Annotated in this window: 19 protein-coding genes and 1 pseudogene; all 20 read left to right on the plus strand. The window is 59.4% G+C overall.

Features of this window, described 5'->3' with window-relative positions; translation table 11 throughout:
• Positions 1–52 precede the first annotated feature (52 nt).
• Positions 53–289 (plus strand): acyl carrier protein, encoded by a 237-nt coding sequence (gene acpP / locus ACZZ0D_RS04500; protein ID WP_003175607.1) that lies wholly within the window; start codon positions 53–55, stop codon positions 287–289.
• A gap of 111 nt (positions 290–400) precedes the next feature.
• Positions 401–1,645: a beta-ketoacyl-ACP synthase II gene (gene fabF / locus ACZZ0D_RS04505; protein WP_053122604.1), complete on the plus strand. Its 1,245-nt coding sequence runs from the start codon at positions 401–403 to the stop codon at positions 1,643–1,645.
• Positions 1,645–2,461: pseudogene (gene pabC, locus ACZZ0D_RS04510) on the plus strand (aminodeoxychorismate lyase). Before fabF ends, pabC begins: the two are co-directional and overlap by 1 nt.
• A gap of 3 nt (positions 2,462–2,464) precedes the next feature.
• Positions 2,465–3,637 carry an endolytic transglycosylase MltG gene (gene mltG / locus ACZZ0D_RS04515; protein WP_401243280.1) on the plus strand — a complete coding sequence of 391 codons (1,173 nt, stop codon included), beginning with the start codon at positions 2,465–2,467 and terminating at the stop codon, positions 3,635–3,637.
• A gap of 19 nt (positions 3,638–3,656) precedes the next feature.
• Positions 3,657–4,289 (plus strand): dTMP kinase, encoded by a 633-nt coding sequence (gene tmk, locus ACZZ0D_RS04520; RefSeq protein WP_463552545.1) that lies wholly within the window; start codon positions 3,657–3,659, stop codon positions 4,287–4,289.
• Positions 4,282–5,265: a DNA polymerase III subunit delta' gene (locus ACZZ0D_RS04525; protein ID WP_463552546.1), complete on the plus strand. Its 984-nt coding sequence runs from the start codon at positions 4,282–4,284 to the stop codon at positions 5,263–5,265. Before tmk ends, ACZZ0D_RS04525 begins: the two co-directional genes overlap by 8 nt.
• 42 nt (positions 5,266–5,307) lie before the next feature.
• The gene (locus ACZZ0D_RS04530; RefSeq protein WP_007950801.1) at positions 5,308–5,664 is read left to right on the plus strand and encodes a PilZ domain-containing protein; all 357 of its coding nucleotides are present in this window, start codon (positions 5,308–5,310) and stop codon (positions 5,662–5,664) included.
• A gap of 15 nt (positions 5,665–5,679) precedes the next feature.
• Entirely contained in the window at positions 5,680–6,471 is a 792-nt protein-coding gene (locus tag ACZZ0D_RS04535) for a TatD family hydrolase (RefSeq protein ID WP_463552547.1), read from the plus strand.
• Between the two features lie 454 nt (positions 6,472–6,925).
• Positions 6,926–7,564 carry a TetR/AcrR family transcriptional regulator gene (locus tag ACZZ0D_RS04540; RefSeq protein ID WP_007908276.1) on the plus strand — a complete coding sequence of 213 codons (639 nt, stop codon included), beginning with the start codon at positions 6,926–6,928 and terminating at the stop codon, positions 7,562–7,564.
• Positions 7,565–7,701: 137 nt separating this feature from the next.
• Positions 7,702–8,670, plus strand: coding sequence for a GTP 3',8-cyclase MoaA (locus tag ACZZ0D_RS04545; protein ID WP_463552548.1), 969 nt, complete (start codon positions 7,702–7,704; stop codon positions 8,668–8,670).
• A 169-nt stretch (positions 8,671–8,839) separates the two neighbouring features.
• The gene (locus ACZZ0D_RS04550) at positions 8,840–9,445 is read left to right on the plus strand and encodes a DUF4823 domain-containing protein (protein ID WP_053122582.1); all 606 of its coding nucleotides are present in this window, start codon (positions 8,840–8,842) and stop codon (positions 9,443–9,445) included.
• A gap of 16 nt (positions 9,446–9,461) precedes the next feature.
• Entirely contained in the window at positions 9,462–10,022 is a 561-nt protein-coding gene (locus ACZZ0D_RS04555; RefSeq protein ID WP_008087248.1) for a DUF1285 domain-containing protein, read from the plus strand.
• Between the two features lie 177 nt (positions 10,023–10,199).
• Positions 10,200–10,916 carry a FadR/GntR family transcriptional regulator gene (locus tag ACZZ0D_RS04560; protein ID WP_463552549.1) on the plus strand — a complete coding sequence of 239 codons (717 nt, stop codon included), beginning with the start codon at positions 10,200–10,202 and terminating at the stop codon, positions 10,914–10,916.
• Positions 10,917–11,051: 135 nt separating this feature from the next.
• The gene (locus tag ACZZ0D_RS04565) at positions 11,052–11,927 is read left to right on the plus strand and encodes an SMP-30/gluconolactonase/LRE family protein (protein ID WP_053122574.1); all 876 of its coding nucleotides are present in this window, start codon (positions 11,052–11,054) and stop codon (positions 11,925–11,927) included.
• Positions 11,928–12,198: 271 nt separating this feature from the next.
• The gene (locus ACZZ0D_RS04570) at positions 12,199–13,017 is read left to right on the plus strand and encodes an SDR family oxidoreductase (RefSeq protein WP_159811504.1); all 819 of its coding nucleotides are present in this window, start codon (positions 12,199–12,201) and stop codon (positions 13,015–13,017) included.
• 135 nt (positions 13,018–13,152) lie between these two features.
• Positions 13,153–14,157, plus strand: coding sequence for a substrate-binding domain-containing protein (locus ACZZ0D_RS04575; protein WP_008087257.1), 1,005 nt, complete (start codon positions 13,153–13,155; stop codon positions 14,155–14,157).
• A gap of 53 nt (positions 14,158–14,210) precedes the next feature.
• Positions 14,211–15,755, plus strand: a complete 1,545-nt coding sequence (gene araG, locus ACZZ0D_RS04580) for an L-arabinose ABC transporter ATP-binding protein AraG (protein ID WP_212548980.1) — start codon at positions 14,211–14,213, stop codon at positions 15,753–15,755.
• 12 nt (positions 15,756–15,767) lie between these two features.
• Positions 15,768–16,736, plus strand: coding sequence for an L-arabinose ABC transporter permease AraH (gene araH, locus ACZZ0D_RS04585; protein ID WP_026000669.1), 969 nt, complete (start codon positions 15,768–15,770; stop codon positions 16,734–16,736).
• Between the two features lie 322 nt (positions 16,737–17,058).
• A complete protein-coding gene (locus tag ACZZ0D_RS04590; RefSeq protein WP_212543778.1) occupies positions 17,059–17,772 on the plus strand; it encodes a GntR family transcriptional regulator in 714 nt (237 codons plus the stop codon).
• Positions 17,769–18,767, plus strand: coding sequence for an ADP-ribosylglycohydrolase family protein (locus tag ACZZ0D_RS04595; protein ID WP_463552550.1), 999 nt, complete (start codon positions 17,769–17,771; stop codon positions 18,765–18,767). Before ACZZ0D_RS04590 ends, ACZZ0D_RS04595 begins: the two co-directional genes overlap by 4 nt.
• Positions 18,768–18,784: the final 17 nt, after the last annotated feature.

Consider the following 18,784-nt stretch of genomic DNA (forward strand, 5'->3'; position numbering starts at 1 on the left):
CTTACCCACTGGCCAGCTGCCTGAATTTGTCCATTAGGAGTGAAAACAAGGTATGAGCACCATCGAAGAGCGCGTCAAGAAAATCGTTGCCGAGCAACTGGGTGTTAAAGAAGAAGAAGTGGTTAACACCGCTTCCTTCGTAGAAGACCTGGGTGCCGACTCCCTTGACACCGTTGAGCTGGTGATGGCTCTGGAAGAGGAATTCGAGACCGAAATCCCTGACGAAGAAGCTGAGAAGATCACTACTGTACAAGCTGCAATCGACTACGTTACTAGCCACCAGGCGTAATAGTTTGTAATCGTTGTTTGCTGTCATGGAAAAACCGCACTGCCATCATGGCGTGCGGTTTTTTCTTTAGGCCTGATGCAAAGTCGTCGTCATTTGAAAAAGGAGAGTGCTGTGTCGCGTAGACGCGTCGTAGTCACCGGTATGGGTATGTTGTCGCCACTGGGCACGGATGTGCCGAGCAGTTGGCAGGGCATTCTGGCTGGCCGCAGTGGCATTGGTCTGATCGAACACACCGACCTTTCTGCCTATTCCACCCGCTTTGGCGGCTCGGTAAAGGGTTTCAATGTCGAGGAATACCTGTCGGTCAAGGAAGCGCGCAAGCTCGACCTGTTCATTCAGTACGGTCTCGCCGCCGGTTTTCAAGCCGTGCGCAACTCCGGTCTGGAAGTCACCGACGCCAACCGTGAACGCATTGGCGTGGCCATGGGTTCGGGGATCGGCGGTCTGACCAACATCGAAGAAACCAGCCGTACCCTGCATGAGACGGGCCCGCGTCGAATCTCGCCATTCTTCGTGCCAGGCTCGATCATCAATATGATTTCCGGTTTTCTGTCCATCCATCTGGGTGCACAGGGGCCTAACTACGCCATCGCCACTGCATGCACCACCGGTACGCACTGCATCGGCATGGCCGCGCGCAACATCATGTACGACGAAGCCGACGTGATGATTGCCGGCGGTGCCGAAATGGCCGCGTGCGGTCTGGGCATGGGCGGCTTCGGCGCGTCCCGTGCGCTGTCGACCCGCAACGACGAGCCGACCCGCGCCAGCCGTCCATGGGACAAGGGCCGTGACGGTTTCGTCCTGTCCGACGGTGCCGGTGCACTGGTACTCGAAGAGCTGGAGCACGCCAAGGCACGCGGCGCGACCATCTACGCCGAGCTGATCGGTTTCGGCACCAGCGGCGATGCGTTCCACATGACTTCGCCACCGGCCGACGGCGCCGGTGCAGCACGCTGCATCACCAATGCACTGCGCGACGCGAAGATCAACGTCGATCAAGTGCAATACATCAACGCCCACGGCACGTCGACTCCGGCCGGCGACCTTGCCGAAGCCAACGCGATCAAGTCGGTGTTCGGTGAGCACGCCTACAAACTGGCGGTCAGCTCGACCAAATCGATGACCGGCCACCTGTTGGGTGCGGCCGGTGCGGTTGAAGCGATCTTCAGCGTGCTGGCGATCAACAGCCAGGTGGCACCGCCAACTATCAACCTCGATGAGCCGGACGAAGGCTGTGATCTCGATTTTGTGCCGCACACTGCGCGCAACATGGACATCGATGTTGTGTTGTCCAACTCCTTCGGTTTTGGCGGCACCAACGGCACCCTGGCGTTCCGTCGGTTCGCAGGCTGATGGACTGCTGGGTCGACGGTCAACCGGCTGACGCTCTGTCGCTGAAAGATCGCGGCCTGGCTTACGGCGATGGTCTGTTCGAGACCATTGCTGTGCGTGGCGGCCAACCGATCCTGCTGGATCGGCATCTGGCGCGACTGGCCGATGGCTGTTCGCGTCTGGCCATCGCCGCCGATATCGAGTTGATTCGTCATGAACTGCTGAGCTATGCGGCAGCGATGGGCGAGGGCGTGCTCAAACTCATCCTCACCCGTGGCGACGGTTTGCGCGGTTATGCGCCAGATCCTGCGGCGCCGGGCCGACGCATTCTGCAAGGCAATCCACCGGCGGCTTATCCCGCCGTCCATGCTGAACAAGGCGTTCGCCTGTTTCCGTGCAGCACACGCTTGGCCATCCAGCCGCTGCTTGCCGGACTCAAACACCTCAACCGACTCGAACAAGTGCTCGCCCGTGCCGAATGGCAGGACAGCGAGCACGCCGAAGGCTTGATGCTCGATCAGGCTGGTCGGGTCATCGAAGGGGTGTTCAGCAATGTGTTTCTGGTGCGTGACGGTGTGTTGATCACGCCCGATCTGAAACGCTGCGGTGTCGCCGGTGTGATGCGCGCCGAAATATTGTTTCAGGCCGAGTCATTGGCCATCCCCACGCAAATCGCCGACATCAGCTTCGAACAGCTGCAATGGGCTGATGAAGTGTTCCTCTGCAACAGTGTTTATGGCGTTTGGCCGGTACGCGCCTACGCTGCACTGAGCTGGCCGGTTGCGTCCGCTCACCCGTAAACTGCAAACCATTGCCCGCGCACTACTGGATGCCTGATTCGTGAGACGTAAACTTTTGCTGCTGCTGGAAACCGGACTGGTTCTGGCAGGGCTGTTGTTGGGCGCCAGCGCCTGGAAGATTCACTCCGCACTGGAACAACCCCTGAACATCACGCAGGAAGAGCTGCTGGATGTGCCGAAAGGCTCTACCCCCACCCGTACTTTCCTCGAACTCGAAACCGATGGCGTCATCAAAGACGCGTTCTGGCTACGGGTTTACTGGCGCTTCAACCTCGCCGGCACACCGATCCACAGCGGTGAATACCGCATGCAGCCGGGCATGACCGTCAACGGTCTGATCGATTCGTGGAAGCGCGGCGACGTGGTTCAGTACAGCCTGACCCTGGTCGAGGGCTGGAACTTCCATCAAGTGCGTGCTGCATTGGCCAAGGACGAGAAAATCGAGCAGACCCTGAGCGGTTTGAGCGACAGCGACGTCATGGCGAAGATTGGCCACAAAGGCCTGTTCCCGGAAGGGCGTTTCTTTCCTGACACCTACCGCTTCGTGCGCGGTATGACCGATGCCGAGTTGCTGAAAAAGTCCTTCGACCGTCTCGATGAAGTGCTGGCCAGCGAATGGGAAAAACGTGCGTCTGATGTGCCTTACCGGGAGCCGTATCAGGCGCTGATCATGGCCTCGTTGGTCGAAAAAGAAACCGGCGTCCCGCAAGAGCGCGGGCAGATTGCCGGGGTCTTCGTACGGCGGATGGCGTTGGGCATGCAGTTGCAGACCGACCCGACGGTGATCTACGGTTTGGGTGATCGCTACACCGGCAAGCTGACCCGCGCGCATTTGAAAGAGCCGACGCCTTACAACACCTATGTGATTCCCGGCCTGCCGCCGACGCCAATTGCGATGGTCGGGCGTGAAGCGATTCATGCGGCGCTGAATCCGGTCGATGGCACCAGCCTGTATTTCGTCGCGCGTGGCGACGGCAGTCATGTGTTCTCGGATGATCTCGATGCGCATAACGCGGCGGTGCGTGAGTTTCAGCTCAAGCGTCGTGCGGATTATCGTTCCAGCCCGGCGCCTGTAGTTGCACCGGAATCTGCGCAAGATCCGATTCCTGCGGCATCTCCGGACACGGCGCCGGAAGCGTTGCCGCAAGTTCCCGCCGAGGAACCTGCGCCAACCCCGGCACCGGACGCCGCTGCACCCTCCAACGCGCAATGACTTTGACTAAGGACTGCCTGTGACTGGCTTGTTTATTACTCTGGAAGGCCCGGAAGGCGCCGGCAAAAGCACCAACCGTGAGTACCTCGCCGAGCGTTTGCGCGCCGCCGGTATCGAAGTGGTGCTGACCCGTGAGCCCGGCGGTACGCCACTGGCCGAGCGGATCCGCGATGTGCTGCTGGCCCCGGCCGACGAAGTCATGAACCCGGATGCCGAGCTGTTGCTGGTGTTCGCGGCGCGCGCTCAGCACCTGGCCGAAGTGATTCGTCCGGCGCTGGCCCGCGGTGCAGTGGTGCTGTGTGATCGTTTTACCGACTCGACGTACGCCTATCAGGGTGGTGGACGAGGTTTGTCGCTGGAGCGCATCGCTACGCTGGAAAACTTCGTGCAGGGCGATCTGCGTCCTGACCTGACCTTGATTTTCGATCTGCCGGTGGAAATCGGCCTCGCCCGCGCCAACGCCCGTGGTCGTCTCGATCGTTTCGAACTGGAAGGCCGGGCGTTTTTCGAGGCAGTGCGCAATGCGTTTCTGAAGCGCGCCGAAGCCGATCCTGCGCGCTATGTGCGCATCGACGCCGGCCAACCATTGGCCAAGGTTCAGCAATCGCTGGATACCTTGCTGCCGAATTTGCTGGAGCTGGCCCGTGGCTGAGGCCTATCCATGGCAGGACAGCCTCTGGCAGCAACTGGCCGGGCGTAAGCAGCACGCGCACGCGTATTTGCTGCACGGCCCGGCCGGGATCGGCAAGCGCGCGCTGGCCGAGCGCTTGATGGCGAGCCTGCTGTGCCAGCGTCCGACCCCGGAAGCCTGCGGCGAGTGCAAATCCTGCATGCTGCTCAGGGCCGGCAGTCATCCGGATAATTACATCCTCGAACCGGAAGAGGCCGACAAGGCGATCAAAGTCGATCAGGTGCGTGATCTGGTCAGTTTCGTGGTGCAAACCGCGCAACTGGGCGGGCGCAAAGTGGTGCTGATCGAGCCGGTCGAGGCGATGAACATCAACGCCGCCAACGCCTTGCTGAAAAGCCTTGAAGAGCCTTCCGGCGATACTGTGTTGCTGTTGGTAAGCCATCAGACCAGCCGTTTGCTGCCGACGATCAAGAGTCGTTGCGTGCAACAGGCCTGTCCGCTGCCGAGTGAGGCGATGAGCCTGCAATGGCTGGCTCAGGCTCTGCCGGAATGTTCGGAAGAGGAGCGTGTCGAACTGCTGACGCTGGCGGCCGGTTCGCCGTTGATGGCGGTTAGTCTTCAATCCCAGGGCGTGCGTGAACAACGCGCGCAAGTGGTCGAAGGCGTGAAGAAGCTGCTCAAGCAACAGCAATCGCCGACGCAACTGGCCGAAGAGTGGAAAAGCATTCCGATGCTGCGCCTGTTCGACTGGTTCTGCGACTGGTCGAGCCTGATCCTGCGCTATCAACTGACGCAGGATGAAGCGGGCCTCGGCCTGACCGATATGCGTAAAGTTGTGCAGTACCTCGCGCAGAAAAGTGCGCAGGGCAAAGTCCTCGAGATTCAGGACTGGATTCTCGCGCAGCGGCAGAAAGTCATGAGCAAGGCCAACCTCAATCCGGCGTTGCTGCTGGAGGCATTGTTGGTGCAATGGGCGGGATTGCCTGGCCAAAGATAAGAATGTGTACCTAGACTCTGAACATCAGCAGTGGAGGTCAACATGAATGAACCCGTCAGCCCGGGGCCGCGTAACGGCATCTTGTCCCTGACCATCAAGGACAAGTCGGTGCTTTACGCCGCCTACATGCCGTTCATCAAGAACGGCGGTTTGTTCATCCCGACCAACAAGAGCTACAAGTTGGGCGACGAGGTGTTCATGCTGCTGAACCTGATGGACGAGGCGGAGAAGATTCCGGTGGCCGGCAAGGTCGCCTGGATCACGCCCAAAGGTGCGCAGGGCAATCGCGCCGCCGGTGTCGGCGTGCAGTTCAATGATGGCGACAACACCGCGCGCAGTCGCATCGAAACCCATCTGGCCGGAGCCCTCAAGTCCGACCGTCCCACTCATACGATGTAAGTAGCCGTCCTTTTTATGCTCGTAGATTCCCATTGTCACCTTGATCGCCTCGACCTCGCCGCCCATGACGGTTCGCTGGATGCCGCACTCGATGCCGCCCGGCAGCTCGGGGTAGGGCACTTTCTGTGCATCGGCGTCAGTGCCGACAACGCCGCCGACGTCAAAGCCCTTGCTGAGCGTTATGACGACGTTGATTGCTCGGTCGGTGTGCATCCATTGGATGTGCAACCGGGCGCTGCGCCTGCGCTGGATTGGTTGCTGCACGAACTCAATCACCCGAAAGTGGTGGCAATCGGTGAAACCGGTCTGGACTATCACTACGAGCCGGAAGCCGCCGAGTTGCAGCAGGAGTCATTTCGTCTGCACCTGCAAGCGGCGCAGCAAACGGGCAAACCGGTGATCATCCACACCCGTGGCGCGCGGGCCGATACTCTTGAACTGCTGCGCGAAGCGGCGTTGCCTCAGGCCGGTGTGCTGCATTGCTTCACCGAAGACTGGGACATGGCCAAGGCTGCGCTGGACATGGGTTATTACATTTCCCTGTCGGGGATCGTCACCTTCCGCAATGCCGATGCGTTGCGCGATGTCGCAAGCAAAGTCCCGGCGGATCGCTTGCTGGTGGAAACCGACTCGCCGTACCTTGCGCCGATTCCGCACCGCGGCAAGCCAAACCTGCCGCAATACGTGCGTGAAGTGGCGGAATTCCTCGCCATGCTGCGCGGTGAGAACTACGAGCGCTTTGCCGAGCAGACCACCGAAAACTTCAAACGCCTGTTCCCGCTGGCCTCCGTTAAATCTGCCGTGTAGGAGCTGCCGCAGGCTGCGATCTTTTGATCTTGATTTTGACAGGCAAGGGCAAAAGATCGCAGCCTGCGGCAGCTCCTACAGGTGTGATGTTCGGGTCGCTGGGGTAAGGGTCAAATCGCAGGCAAAAAAAACCCGGGTTCTGGGGGGTGAATCCGGGTTAAGACCATTAGGAGTAAAACAAAGGCACGCGGTCCGTTGGTACCTTTATCGGCGCGACACTTGGGGGAGATGTCGCCCGACAGTTCAAGTATTGATCAGTCTGGCGTGCAGTCCAGTGAGCCGGTCGGGGTTTTTAAACAAATTTGGAATACGTTTGCTTCAGTTGAGTTCTCATTGCGTCCAAAACGTTCTCAAAATGAACAAGAAACGCAGATATGGTCGGATGATCCGTGCATTTTTGCGCAAGTTAGGCATAATACGCGGCTTCGAATTTTGACCCTTCAGACCTTTTCTTATGCACAAAGAACCTCGTAAGGTCCGTGAGTTTCGTCGCCGCGAGCAAGAAATTCTCGATACCGCGCTCAAGCTGTTCCTCGACCAAGGTGAAGACAGTGTCACCGTCGAGATGATTGCTGATGCCGTCGGTATCGGCAAAGGCACGATCTACAAGCACTTCAAATCCAAGGCGGAAATCTACCTGCGCCTGATGCTCGATTACGAGCGCGATTTGAATGAGCTGCTGCATTCGGCCGACGTCGACAAGGACAAGGAAGCGCTGTCCCGCGCCTACTTCGAATTCCGCATGCGCGACCCGCAGCGCTATCGCCTGTTCGATCGCCTCGAAGAGAAGGTGGTCAAGGGCAATCAAGTGCCGGAAATGGTCGAAGAGTTGCACAAGATCCGTGCCTCGAACTTCGAACGTCTGACCCTGTTGATCAAGGGCCGCATCAGCGAAGGCAAGCTCGAAGACGTGCCGCCGTACTTCCACTACTGCGCATCCTGGGCGCTGGTGCACGGCGCGGTGGCGCTGTATCACTCGCCGTTCTGGAGCAACGTGCTGGAAGATCAGGAAGGTTTCTTCCAGTTCCTGATGGACATCGGCGTGCGCATGGGCAACAAGCGCAAGCGCGACCCGGAAACCCCAAGCAGCTGAGCCATTCAGCCGCCTTATTGCGCCATGATTTCGCTACATGTCGCAGTACCGCAGGAATATACTCAGGCATAGGGCTTGCTAAAACTTGATTTGTGAGTCAAGTTTTAGCGGCTCGAAATTTTTCCGCCGGAGTGATCATGATCGTTGACCGTCAAGGCAGGCGTTTTCGCAATTTGCGCATCAGCCTGACCTCAGCCTGCAATTACGCGTGTACCTACTGCGTGCCCAACGGCAAGCGGCTGGTGGCTGCGCAGGATGAACTGTCGGCCGAAGCCATGGCGCGCGGTGTTGAATACCTGATCGAAGCGGCCGGTATCGAGCGCTTGCGCATCACCGGCGGCGAGCCGCTGGTCAGCCCGAAACTCGAATCGTTCATGACCGCCGTCGGCAAGATGGGCCTGGAAGACATCAGCCTGACCACCAACGGCCAGCTTCTCGCCAAGAAACTCCCGCTGTTGGTCTATGCCGGTATACGCCGGATCAACGTTTCCCTCGATACCCTCGACGCCGGTGCCTTCCGCAGCATCGCCCGCGGCGGCGATCTGGCTACCGTGCTTGATGGCATGGATCAAGCCGCCGCCGCGGGGATAAAGATCAAAGTCAACATGGTGCCGTTGCGCGGGCAGAACCTTGATCAAGTGATGCCGCTGCTTGATTACTGTCTGCAACGAGGTTTCGAACTGCGCTTCATCGAATTGATGCGCATGGGCCACTTGGCTAAAGACTCCAATGCCTTCCTGCACCAGTTCGTCAGCCTTGAGCAATTGCTCAGCCTGATCGGCGAGCGCTACGAGTATGCGCAGACTGATGCGCCGATCGATGCCACCGCTGTGCGCTATGCGATTCCGGGCTTGGGCAACTTCGGCGTGATTGCCAACGAAAGCGTGCCGTTCTGTCGGACATGCTCGCGCTTGCGACTGTCGTCGACGGGTTGGCTGCATGGCTGCCTGTCGTCGAGCAACCGCCACTATGTTGGTGATCTGCTCGACAAGCCGCGTCATCAGGCGTTGCCAGCGCTGCAGCGTTTGTTGGTCAAGGCGTTGGGCGACAAGCAGGAAGTGGCGTTCTCCGGTGGTGCCACAGTAATGAAGATCATCGGCGGTTGAAAAACCGCTTTCGCGAGCAAGCCCGCTCCCACCTTGGAATGTGTTCCTGTGTGGGAGCGGGCTTGCTCGCGAATACGATCTAACTAACAACGAAAAAACAGAGCTGGCGCAAAAGCTGCATCCAACGGCCATTCGCCGGTTTTCCGTCACCGGCCTCTGGAGGAATAGGATGCGTAGCCTGGTTTTGCTGCTGGCCGTTTTGGCGCTTGGCGGCTGTATGACTGTCAGCGATATGGCCGAAGGCACTCGCTACCAGATGAGCGACGCCGGTTTGCTCGATCACAGCGACAGCCGTCGCGTGAACAACTTCCGCATTCAGCCTGATTCGTTCATCTACATCGCCCAAGGCGCGTTCGCCCCGCCGGGCGGTTCTTACCCGCGTCCAAACGTGGTCGCCGAGGAAGCCTTCAAGGGTTTCGTCGAATACTTCCCGATGGTGCGCCGCGCTCGCGCTCCGGAAGGCCTCGATCAAGCGATGGGCGAAGCACGCGATGCCGGTGCTCATTACCTGCTGTACACGCGTTTCGCCAAGGCTGATGACCGCATTGGTAACTCTGATGAGTGGCTCGATGAAGAAGCGGTCGACCGTCTCGGCATCGACGGTGGCGTGATTCAGATCATGTTGATCGAGACCAGCACCCAGTATTTGATTGATACTGCACGCATCAAAAGTCGTGGCGGTTTACTGACGTTCCACGACAATAAACCCGAAGACCTCATTGGCCCGCCGCTGGCACAGTACGCGCGCAGCCTGTTGGGGATCGGCGACCAATAAATTCAAGGAGAACGCCATGAGTGGCCCGCAAAAAGCCAATGACCTGTTGGGACAAATCCCCAAAACCAAAGGCTTGCCGCCGGTGCACTTGTGGAACCCGGACTTCTGCGGCGACATCGACATGCGCATCGCCCGCGACGGCACCTGGTATTACCTGGGCACGCCGATCGGGCGTAAGCCGATGGTCAAACTGTTCTCGACGATCATGCGCCGCGATGGCGATGATTATTTCCTGATTACTCCGGTCGAGAAGGTCGGGATCAAGGTCGACGACGCGCCGTTTGTGGCGATTGCCGTTGAGGTGGAAGGCGAGGGTGAGGCGCAGCTTTTGCGTTTTACCACCAACGTGGATGAGACGGCTGAGGCCGGGCCTGAGCATCCGATCCGCGTCGAGATTGATCCGGCAACGCAAGAGCCTGCGCCTTATGTGCATGTGCGTACCAATCTTGAGGCGCTGATTCACCGCAATGTGTTCTACCAACTGGTGGAATTGGCGGTCAGCCGCGAAATCGATGGCCAGCGCTGGCTGGGCGTGTGGAGCGGCGGCGAGTTCTTCCGCATCGGCCTCGAACCCTGAGACACACATCCCCCCTTGTAGGAGTGAGCCTGCTCGCGATAGCGGTTGATCAGTCAATCCTTGTGGTGACTGACACTCCGCAATCGCGAGCAGGCTCACTCCTACAGGGGATTGTATTGACTGTTAATCATATGATGATTAGCTTTATCACCCATCGCACTCCGCTTTGAGGTGTTCATGTCCAGCAGCTTCCACGCATCCACGGTTGACTGGCTCGGCAGCTGGATTGCCGCCGGCCAGGTCAAACCGGGGCAGACCATCAAGGTCGAAGCGGATCTGGGTGAGCAGCTCGGCGTCAGTCGCACGGTGATCCGCGAAGCGATCAAAACCCTCGTTGCCAAAGGCATGCTCGAAGTCGGGCCGAAAGTCGGCACCCGCGTGCTGCCGGTTCGGCGCTGGAATCTGTTCGATCCGCAAGTCGTCGGTTGGCTGTCGCGCAACGGCTTGCCGGAAAACTTCGTCGATGACCTGCTCGATCTGCGCCGCACCATCGAACCGATGGCCGTGCGCTGGGCCTGCGAGCGCGCCACCTTCGAACAGATCGAAGCCGTTCAACTGGCCTACAACGCCCTCGAACGCGCGGTCGACAGCGGCATTGATTACAACCGCGCCGATCAGGTCTTTCACGAATCCATTCTTGCGGCCAGTCACAATCAATTCATTGAACAAATGGTGCCGGCGCTCGGCGCTTTGTTGGCGGTGTCGTTTGAAGTGTCTGCCGCCGATCCCGATGAACTGCGCCGCACATTACCGATCCACAAAGACATGGCCGATGCCATCGCCGCTCGGGATTCCGCGCGCGGTGTGTGGGCGTGCATGACTTTGATCGATAACGCCGATCTGGCGATCAAACGTTTTTACCCGAAAGTCATGGCCGACAAAAAAGCCAGCTGAACTCACAGAAATCCCCTGTAGGAGTGAGCCTGCTCGCGATAGCGGTGAATCAGTCGCATTGAAGTCAACTGACACGACGCGATCGCGAGCAGGCTCACTCCTACAGAAAATCATAAGAACAATAGAGGAATGGATATGCCGTGCACCGCCCTGACCCAACACCGCGCCCAACTCGGTGAAGGCCCGTTCTGGGACGCGCCGACCCAGGCGTTGTACTGGGTCGACATCGCCGGCAAACAGGCCTTGCGCCTGATCGGCCAGAACGTACAAATCTGGCAGATGCCCGAGCACGTTTCCGCGTTCATCCCCTGCGCCAGCGGCGATGCGCTGGTCACGCTCAGCAGCGGCGTCTATCGCCTCGATCTCGATTCCCCTGGCCTCGAACCGCGCCTGACCCTGTTCTGCGTCGCCGACCCGCAACCGGGCAATCGGCCCAATGAAGCGCGTTGCGATGGCCAAGGCCGTTTGTGGCTCGGCACCATGCAAAACAACATCGGCGAAAATGGCGAAGACCTGCCGATCACTCGCCGCTCCGGTGGCCTGTTCCGCGTCGATGCGGATCAACGCGTCACGCCATTGCTACGCGGTTTGGGCATTCCCAACACGCTGCTGTGGAGTGACGACGGCACCACAGTTCTGTTCGGCGACAGCATGGACAGCACGCTCCATCGCTATTTCATTCAAACGGACGGCCATCTCGGTGCCGCCGAAACCTGGTACGGCCCCGACCAACAGGGCGGCCCGGACGGTTCGGCGATGGACGCCGAAGGTTACGTGTGGAATGCCCGTTGGGATGGCAGTTGCCTGCTGCGCCTGACGCCTGAAGGCAAAGTCGAGCGCAAAATCGAGTTGCCTGTCAGCCGCCCGACCAGTTGCGTGTTCGGTGGCGATGACCTGAAAACCCTTTACATCACCAGCGCCCAGAGCCCGCACAAGCATCCTCTGGACGGTGCAGTGCTGTCGATGCGCGTTGATGTGCCGGGAAAACTCTGCACCCGCTTTGCTGGTTAAATCCCAAAATATGGGATGCAAAATTATATATTGAGATTATTTGGCCGACGGGTTTATAGTCGGCTCCAGCAGTAACACGCACTCACACTTAAAAAGAACAAAACAGGTGAAGTGATGCAGCGAATCTCCATCGCACTCCCACGCGGAGTCCGCGTCTCGCAACGGCCCCATGCCGTCAGCGACGCCTGCCTGTTTTGTTTCAAACGCCTTCCGAACCGGACATCGTCAGCTGTCCGGTTTTTTTGTGCTTGCGAAACAGGAGTCGAGATCCATGGCTGAACCCCTTTCCCTGCCGCCGGTGCCTGCACCGCCGAAGGGCGAGCGTCTGAAAGACAAGGTGGTCTTGCTGACCGGCGCTGCGCAAGGCATCGGTGAAGCGATAGTTGCTGCGTTTGCCTCGCAGCAAGCGAAACTGCTGATCAGCGATATTCAGGCCGAAAAGGTTGAGAAGGTTGCCGCCCACTGGCGCGAGCAGGGCTGTGACGTGCAGGCGCTCAAGGCCGATGTGTCACGCCAGCACGATCTGCACGCGATGGCCAAACGCGCCGTTGAGCTGCACGGGCGTATCGACGTGCTGGTCAACTGCGCCGGGGTCAACGTGTTCCGCGATCCGCTAGAAATGACCGATGAAGACTGGCATCGCTGCTTCGCCATCGACCTCGATGGTGCCTGGTTCGGCTGCAAAGCCGTGCTGCCGCAGATGATCGAGCAGGGCGTTGGCAGCATCATCAACATCGCCTCGACCCATTCCAGCCACATCATTCCCGGCTGCTTCCCGTACCCGGTGGCCAAACATGGTTTGCTCGGCCTGACCCGCGCCCTCGGCATCGAATACGCGGCGAAAGGCATTCGCGTCAACGCCATCGCGCCGGGCTACATCGAAACCCAATTGAATGTTGATTACTGGAACGGTTTCGCCGACCCGCACGCCGAACGTCAGCGCGCCTTCGATCTGCACCCGCCGAAACGCATCGGTCAGCCGCTGGAAGTGGCGATGACCGCGGTGTTTCTGGCCAGTGATGAAGCACCGTTTATCAACGCGTCATGCATCACCATCGATGGTGGCCGCTCGGTGATGTACCACGACTGAGCGCAACGGCTTTCACGCGTATAGATCCGGGTGAAATCCAATCATCATACGATATGACTATTTTCAACAGGCTTTGCAGGAACACGCTTTAACGCTTTCAAACATTGCTCAAAAAAAATAACAAGGAGTCAGCTTATGAAACGTCGTTTCGGGATTCGTACCCTGTGCACTACCGCCCTGGCGGTCACTGCATTCAGCCTGAGCAGTTCGCTGCTCGCTGCCGACACCGTGAAAATCGGTTTTCTGGTCAAGCAGGCTGAAGAGCCGTGGTTCCAGACCGAGTGGGCTTTCGCCGAGAAAGCCGCCAAGGACAAGGGCTTCGAACTGATCAAGATTGCTGTGCCGGATGGCGAGAAAACCCTATCGGCCATCGACAGCCTTGCCGCCAACGGTGCCAAGGGCTTCGTGATCTGCCCGCCGGACGTGTCGCTCGGCCCGGCGATCATGGCCAAAGCCAAACTCAATGACCTGAAAGTGATTGCCGTCGACGACCGTTTTGTCGACGCCAACGGCAAGTTCATGGAAGACGTGCCGTACCTCGGCATGGCCGCGTTCGAAGTCGGCCAGAAGCAGGGCAACGCGATGGTCGCCGAAGCGAAGAAGCGTAACTGGGACTGGAAAGACACTTACGCTGTGGTCAACACCTACAACGAACTCGACACCGGCAAGAAGCGCACCGACGGCTCGGTGAAATCCCTTGAAGACGCCGGCATGCCGAAGGATCACATCCTCTTCGCCGCGCTGAAAACCCTCGACGTACCGGGCAGCATGGACGCCACCAACTCGGCGCTGGTGAAACTGCCGAGCGCGGCGAAAAACCTGATCATCGGCGGCATGAACGACAACACCGTGCTCGGTGGCGTGCGCGCCACTGAAGCCGCAGGTTTCGCCGCGACCAACGTGATCGGCATCGGCATCAACGGCACCGACGCCATTGGCGAATTGAAAAAGCCTAACAGCGGCTTCTTCGGCTCGATGCTGCCAAGCCCGCACATCGAAGGCTACAAAACCGCCGAGATGATGTACGAGTGGGTCACCACCGGCAAAGAACCGCCGAAGTACACCGCCATGGACGACGTCACCCTGATCACCCGCGAGAACTTCAAGCAAGAGCTGGAAAAAATCGGCTTGTGGAACTGATGCAGCGACGGCCCGGGCAGCCGGGCCGTTTTTCGGTGTGAAGAGGTGGCTTTATGCACGCGCAAGTACAGACACAACAACACAGCTCCAGCGGCAGCCTGCGCTTCAACGGGATCGGTAAAACCTTTCCCGGTGTGAAGGCGCTGGACGCCATCAGCTTCGTCGCGCATCCGGGGCAGGTTCATGCCTTGATGGGCGAGAACGGCGCCGGCAAATCGACCCTGCTGAAAATCCTTGGTGGCGCTTACATCCCGAGCAGCGGCGAGTTGCAGATCGGCGAGCAGACCATGGCGTTCAGGTCGACCGCTGACAGCATCGGCAGCGGCGTCGCGGTGATTCACCAAGAGCTGCATCTGGTGCCGGAAATGACCGTCGCCGAAAACCTGTTTCTCGGCCATCTGCCGGCCAGTTTCGGTTTGATCAATCGCGGTGTGTTACGCCAGCAAGCGTTGAATTGCCTCAAAGGCCTGGCCGACGAAATCGATCCGCAGACCAAAGTCGGACGCTTGTCCCTCGGCCAGCGGCAATTGGTGGAAATCGCCAAAGCGCTGTCGCGCGGCGCCCACGTTATCGCTTTCGACGAACCGACCAGCAGCCTCTCGGCCCGTGAGATCGACCGCTTGATGGCGATCATCGGCCGCCTGCGCGACGAGGGCAAAGTCGTGCTCTATGTCTCCCATCGCATGGAAGAAGTGTTCCGTATCTGCGACGCGGTCACGGTGTTCAAGGACGGCCGCTACGTGCGCACGTTCGAAGACATGAGCCAGTTGAGCCACGATCAACTGGTGACCTGCATGGTCGGGCGCGACATTCAGGACATCTACGATTATCGCCATCGTCCACGCGGCGCCGTCGCGCTGAAGGTCGACGGTTTACTCGGCCCGGGTCTGCGTGAGCCGATCAGTTTCGAAGCGCACAAGGGTGAAATTCTTGGCTTGTTCGGATTGGTCGGGGCGGGGCGCACCGAGCTGTTTCGTTTGCTCAGCGGGCTGGAACGCAACACCGCTGGCCGCCTCGAATTGCGCGGCCATGAACTGAAACTGCGCTCACCGCGCGACGCGATTGCTGCCGGGATTCTGCTGTGCCCGGAGGATCGCAAGAAGGAAGGCATCATCCCGCTGGCCAGCGTCGCCGAGAATATCAACATCAGTGCCCGTGGCGCGCATTCGGGGCTCGGCTGCCTGATTCGCGGTTTGTGGGAAAAGGGCAATGCCGACAAACAGATCAAAGCGCTGAAAGTGAAAACCCCGCACGCCGGGCAGCAGATCAAATTCCTTTCCGGCGGCAATCAGCAGAAAGCCATTCTTGGCCGCTGGCTGTCGATGCCGATGAAAGTTCTGCTGCTCGACGAACCCACGCGCGGCATCGACATCGGCGCCAAAGCGGAGATCTACCAGATCATCCACAACCTCGCTGCCGAGGGCATTTCGGTGATCGTGGTGTCCAGCGACCTGATGGAAGTGATGGGCATTTCCGACCGCATTCTGGTGCTCTGCGAAGGCGCCCTGCGCGGCGAAATCAGCCGCGACCAGGCTAACGAATCCAACCTGCTGCAACTGGCTTTGCCGCGCCACCGCGCTGACGGCGTGGCGAACTGAGAGGTGACTATGATGACAACCCAAAACGAAACCCTGCCCAAAGAGCGCAAACCGCTGGACATGCGCCGCTTTCTTGATGACTGGGTCATGTTGCTGGCGGCGGTGGGCATTTTCGTTGCCTGTACGCTGCTGATCGACAACTTCCTTTCGCCGTTGAACATGCGTGGTCTGGGCCTGGCAATTTCCACCACCGGGATCGCCGCGTGCACGATGTTGTACTGCCTGGCATCGGGCCACTTCGACTTGTCGGTGGGCTCGGTGATTGCCTGCGCCGGCGTGGTCGCGGCGGTGGTGATGCGCGACACCAACAGCGTGTTTCTTGGTGTCAGTGCGGCGTTGGTGATGGGCCTGATTGTCGGGCTGATCAACGGGATTGTGATCGCTAAGTTGCGCGTCAATGCCTTGATCACGACGTTGGCGACCATGCAGATTGTTCGCGGTCTGGCGTACATTTTTGCCAATGGCAAAGCGGTGGGTGTTTCGCAGGAATCATTTTTCGTGTTTGGTAACGGTCAGCTGTTTGGCGTGCCGGTGCCGATTCTGATCACCATCGTGTGCTTTTTGTTTTTCGGCTGGCTGCTGAATTACACCACCTACGGGCGCAACACCATGGCCATCGGCGGCAACCAGGAAGCGGCGCTGCTGGCGGGCGTGAACGTTGACCGCACCAAGATCATTATCTTTGCCGTGCATGGCGTGATTGGTGCGCTGGCGGGGGTGATTCTGGCGTCGCGGATGACCTCGGGGCAGCCGATGATTGGTCAGGGGTTTGAGCTGACGGTGATCTCGGCTTGCGTGTTGGGCGGGGTGTCGTTGAGCGGCGGGATTGGCATGATTCGGCATGTGATTGCCGGGGTGCTGATTTTGGCGATTATCGAGAATGCGATGAACTTGAAGAATATTGATACCTTCTACCAGTACGTGATTCGCGGGTCGATTTTGCTGCTGGCCGTGGTCATCGACCGCCTCAAACAACGCTGACACCCCCTCATCCCTGTAGGAGTGACCCTGCTCGCGATTGCGGACTTTTAGTCACATTGATGTCGGTGGTGCCAACGTCATCGCGAGCAGGCTCACTCCCACAGGGAGCTCGAGGGTTGCTCAGGATATGTAGTTCGCCGCTAAACCTGTGGGAGCGGGCTTGCTCGCGAAGAGGCCGTGTCAGTCAGCATTCTTGGCGACTGATACGCCGCTTTCGCGAGCAAGCCCGCTCCCACAGGTGATCGCGTCAGCTTCCAGCCTTCTGTCACCTCCCTTAAATATTTCTTGCCTGATCCCGGCTGTTTCGGTTATCACTTTGTACATGATTAGACAGGTACGATTTGACAAGAAACAACGGGTGGTCGACGAACTCGTCCGGCGCATCGAAAGCGGCCTCATGGAGGACGGCTTTCTGTTGCCCGGCGAGCATCAGTTGGCTCAAGAATTCAAAGTCAGCCGAGGCACGCTGCGCGAAGCGCTGGCTGAACTGAAGCGGCGCAAGTACATCGCCACGCAAAGCGGGGTCGGTTCGATCGTCACCTTCGACGGTGTCGCCCTCGACCAACGCAGCGGCTGGGCGCAGGCGCTGGCCGACAGTGGCGCGATGATCAACACCGAAGTGTTGCGTCTGGAAGCCGTGACCCGGCCCGATCTGCTCGCGCGTTTTGGCACTGACCAATTCATCACCCTCGACCGTCGTCGCCGTTCCACCGAAGGCACGCTGGTGTCCCTTGAACGTTCTTTGATGCCGGCCACCGGCGGCCTGGAAAGCCTGCCGCGCGTCGGTCTGATCGACAATTCCCTGACCATCACCCTGGCCGCCTACGGCTACGTCGGCGAGCGCGGCGATCAATGGATCGGCGCCGAACCACTGAACGCCGTCGACGCTGAACTGCTCGGCCGCGCGGAAGGCACGGTGTTCCTCAAGGCCCTGCGCACCACCTACGATCGGCAGAACCGTTTTATGGAGCTGGTTGAAAGCCTGCTCGACCCGGTGCATTTCCGTCTGCACCTGCAATTTGGAGAAGCAAAATGACCCCGCTCAACCGTGCCCTCGGCGCTTTCTATGGCCTGGCCCTCGGCGACGCGCTGGGCATGCCGACGCAATCGCTGAACCGCGAAACCATCAAGGCGCGCTTCGGCCAGATCACCGATCTGCAAGATGCCGGGCCACTGCAACCGATCGCCGCGAACATGCCCAAAGGCTCGATCACCGATGACACCGAACAGGCGATTCTGGTCGGCGAATTGTTGGTCGAAGGCAACGGCCACATCGAACCGGCCATCCTCGCGCAACGCCTGATCGAGTGGGAAGCCGCGATGCAGGCCAAGGGCTCGCAAGATTTGCTCGGCCCGTCGACCAAACGCGCGATCGAAATGATCCTCGCCGGCCACTCGCCGGAAGAGGCCGGGCGTTACGGCACCACCAATGGTGCCGCGATGCGCATCACACCGGTCGGCATCGCGGCGGATGTCGCCAATCCTGAGCGTTTTATCGCCGCCGTCATGCAGGCTTGCCAAGTCACTCACAACACCACGCTGGGAATTTCCAGTGCGGCGGCGGTGGCGGCGGTGGTGTCTGCGGGCATCAACGGCATGGATCTGGGCGAGGCGTTGAACCTCGGTCAGCAAATCGCTCAGCAAGCGGAAGCGCACGGTCACTGGGTTGCCGGTGGGCGTATCGCTTCGCGCATCAGTTGGGCGCGCAGCATCAGCGTCGACAGCGACAACGCGTTGCTGGCCGATCTGCTCTACGACGTGATCGGTACATCGGTGGCGTCGCAGGAATCGGTGGTGGTCTCGTTCGCGCTGGCGCAGCAAGTGGCCGTCGGTGAGATGAGCGCGTTTGATGCGCTGTGCATGGCTGCCAGTCTGGGTGGCGACACCGACACCATCGCGGCGATTCTCGGCGCGATGCTCGGGGCCTGCCTGGGCCTTGAGAGCTGGCCTGTCGAGATGATCGAGACAGTGAAAACCGTCAACGATCTGGAGCTGGAACCCCTTGTGAAAGGACTCCTCACTCTTCGCTGAGGACACCCATGTGTAGG

Source organism: Pseudomonas sp. AC193, assembly GCF_979258075.1.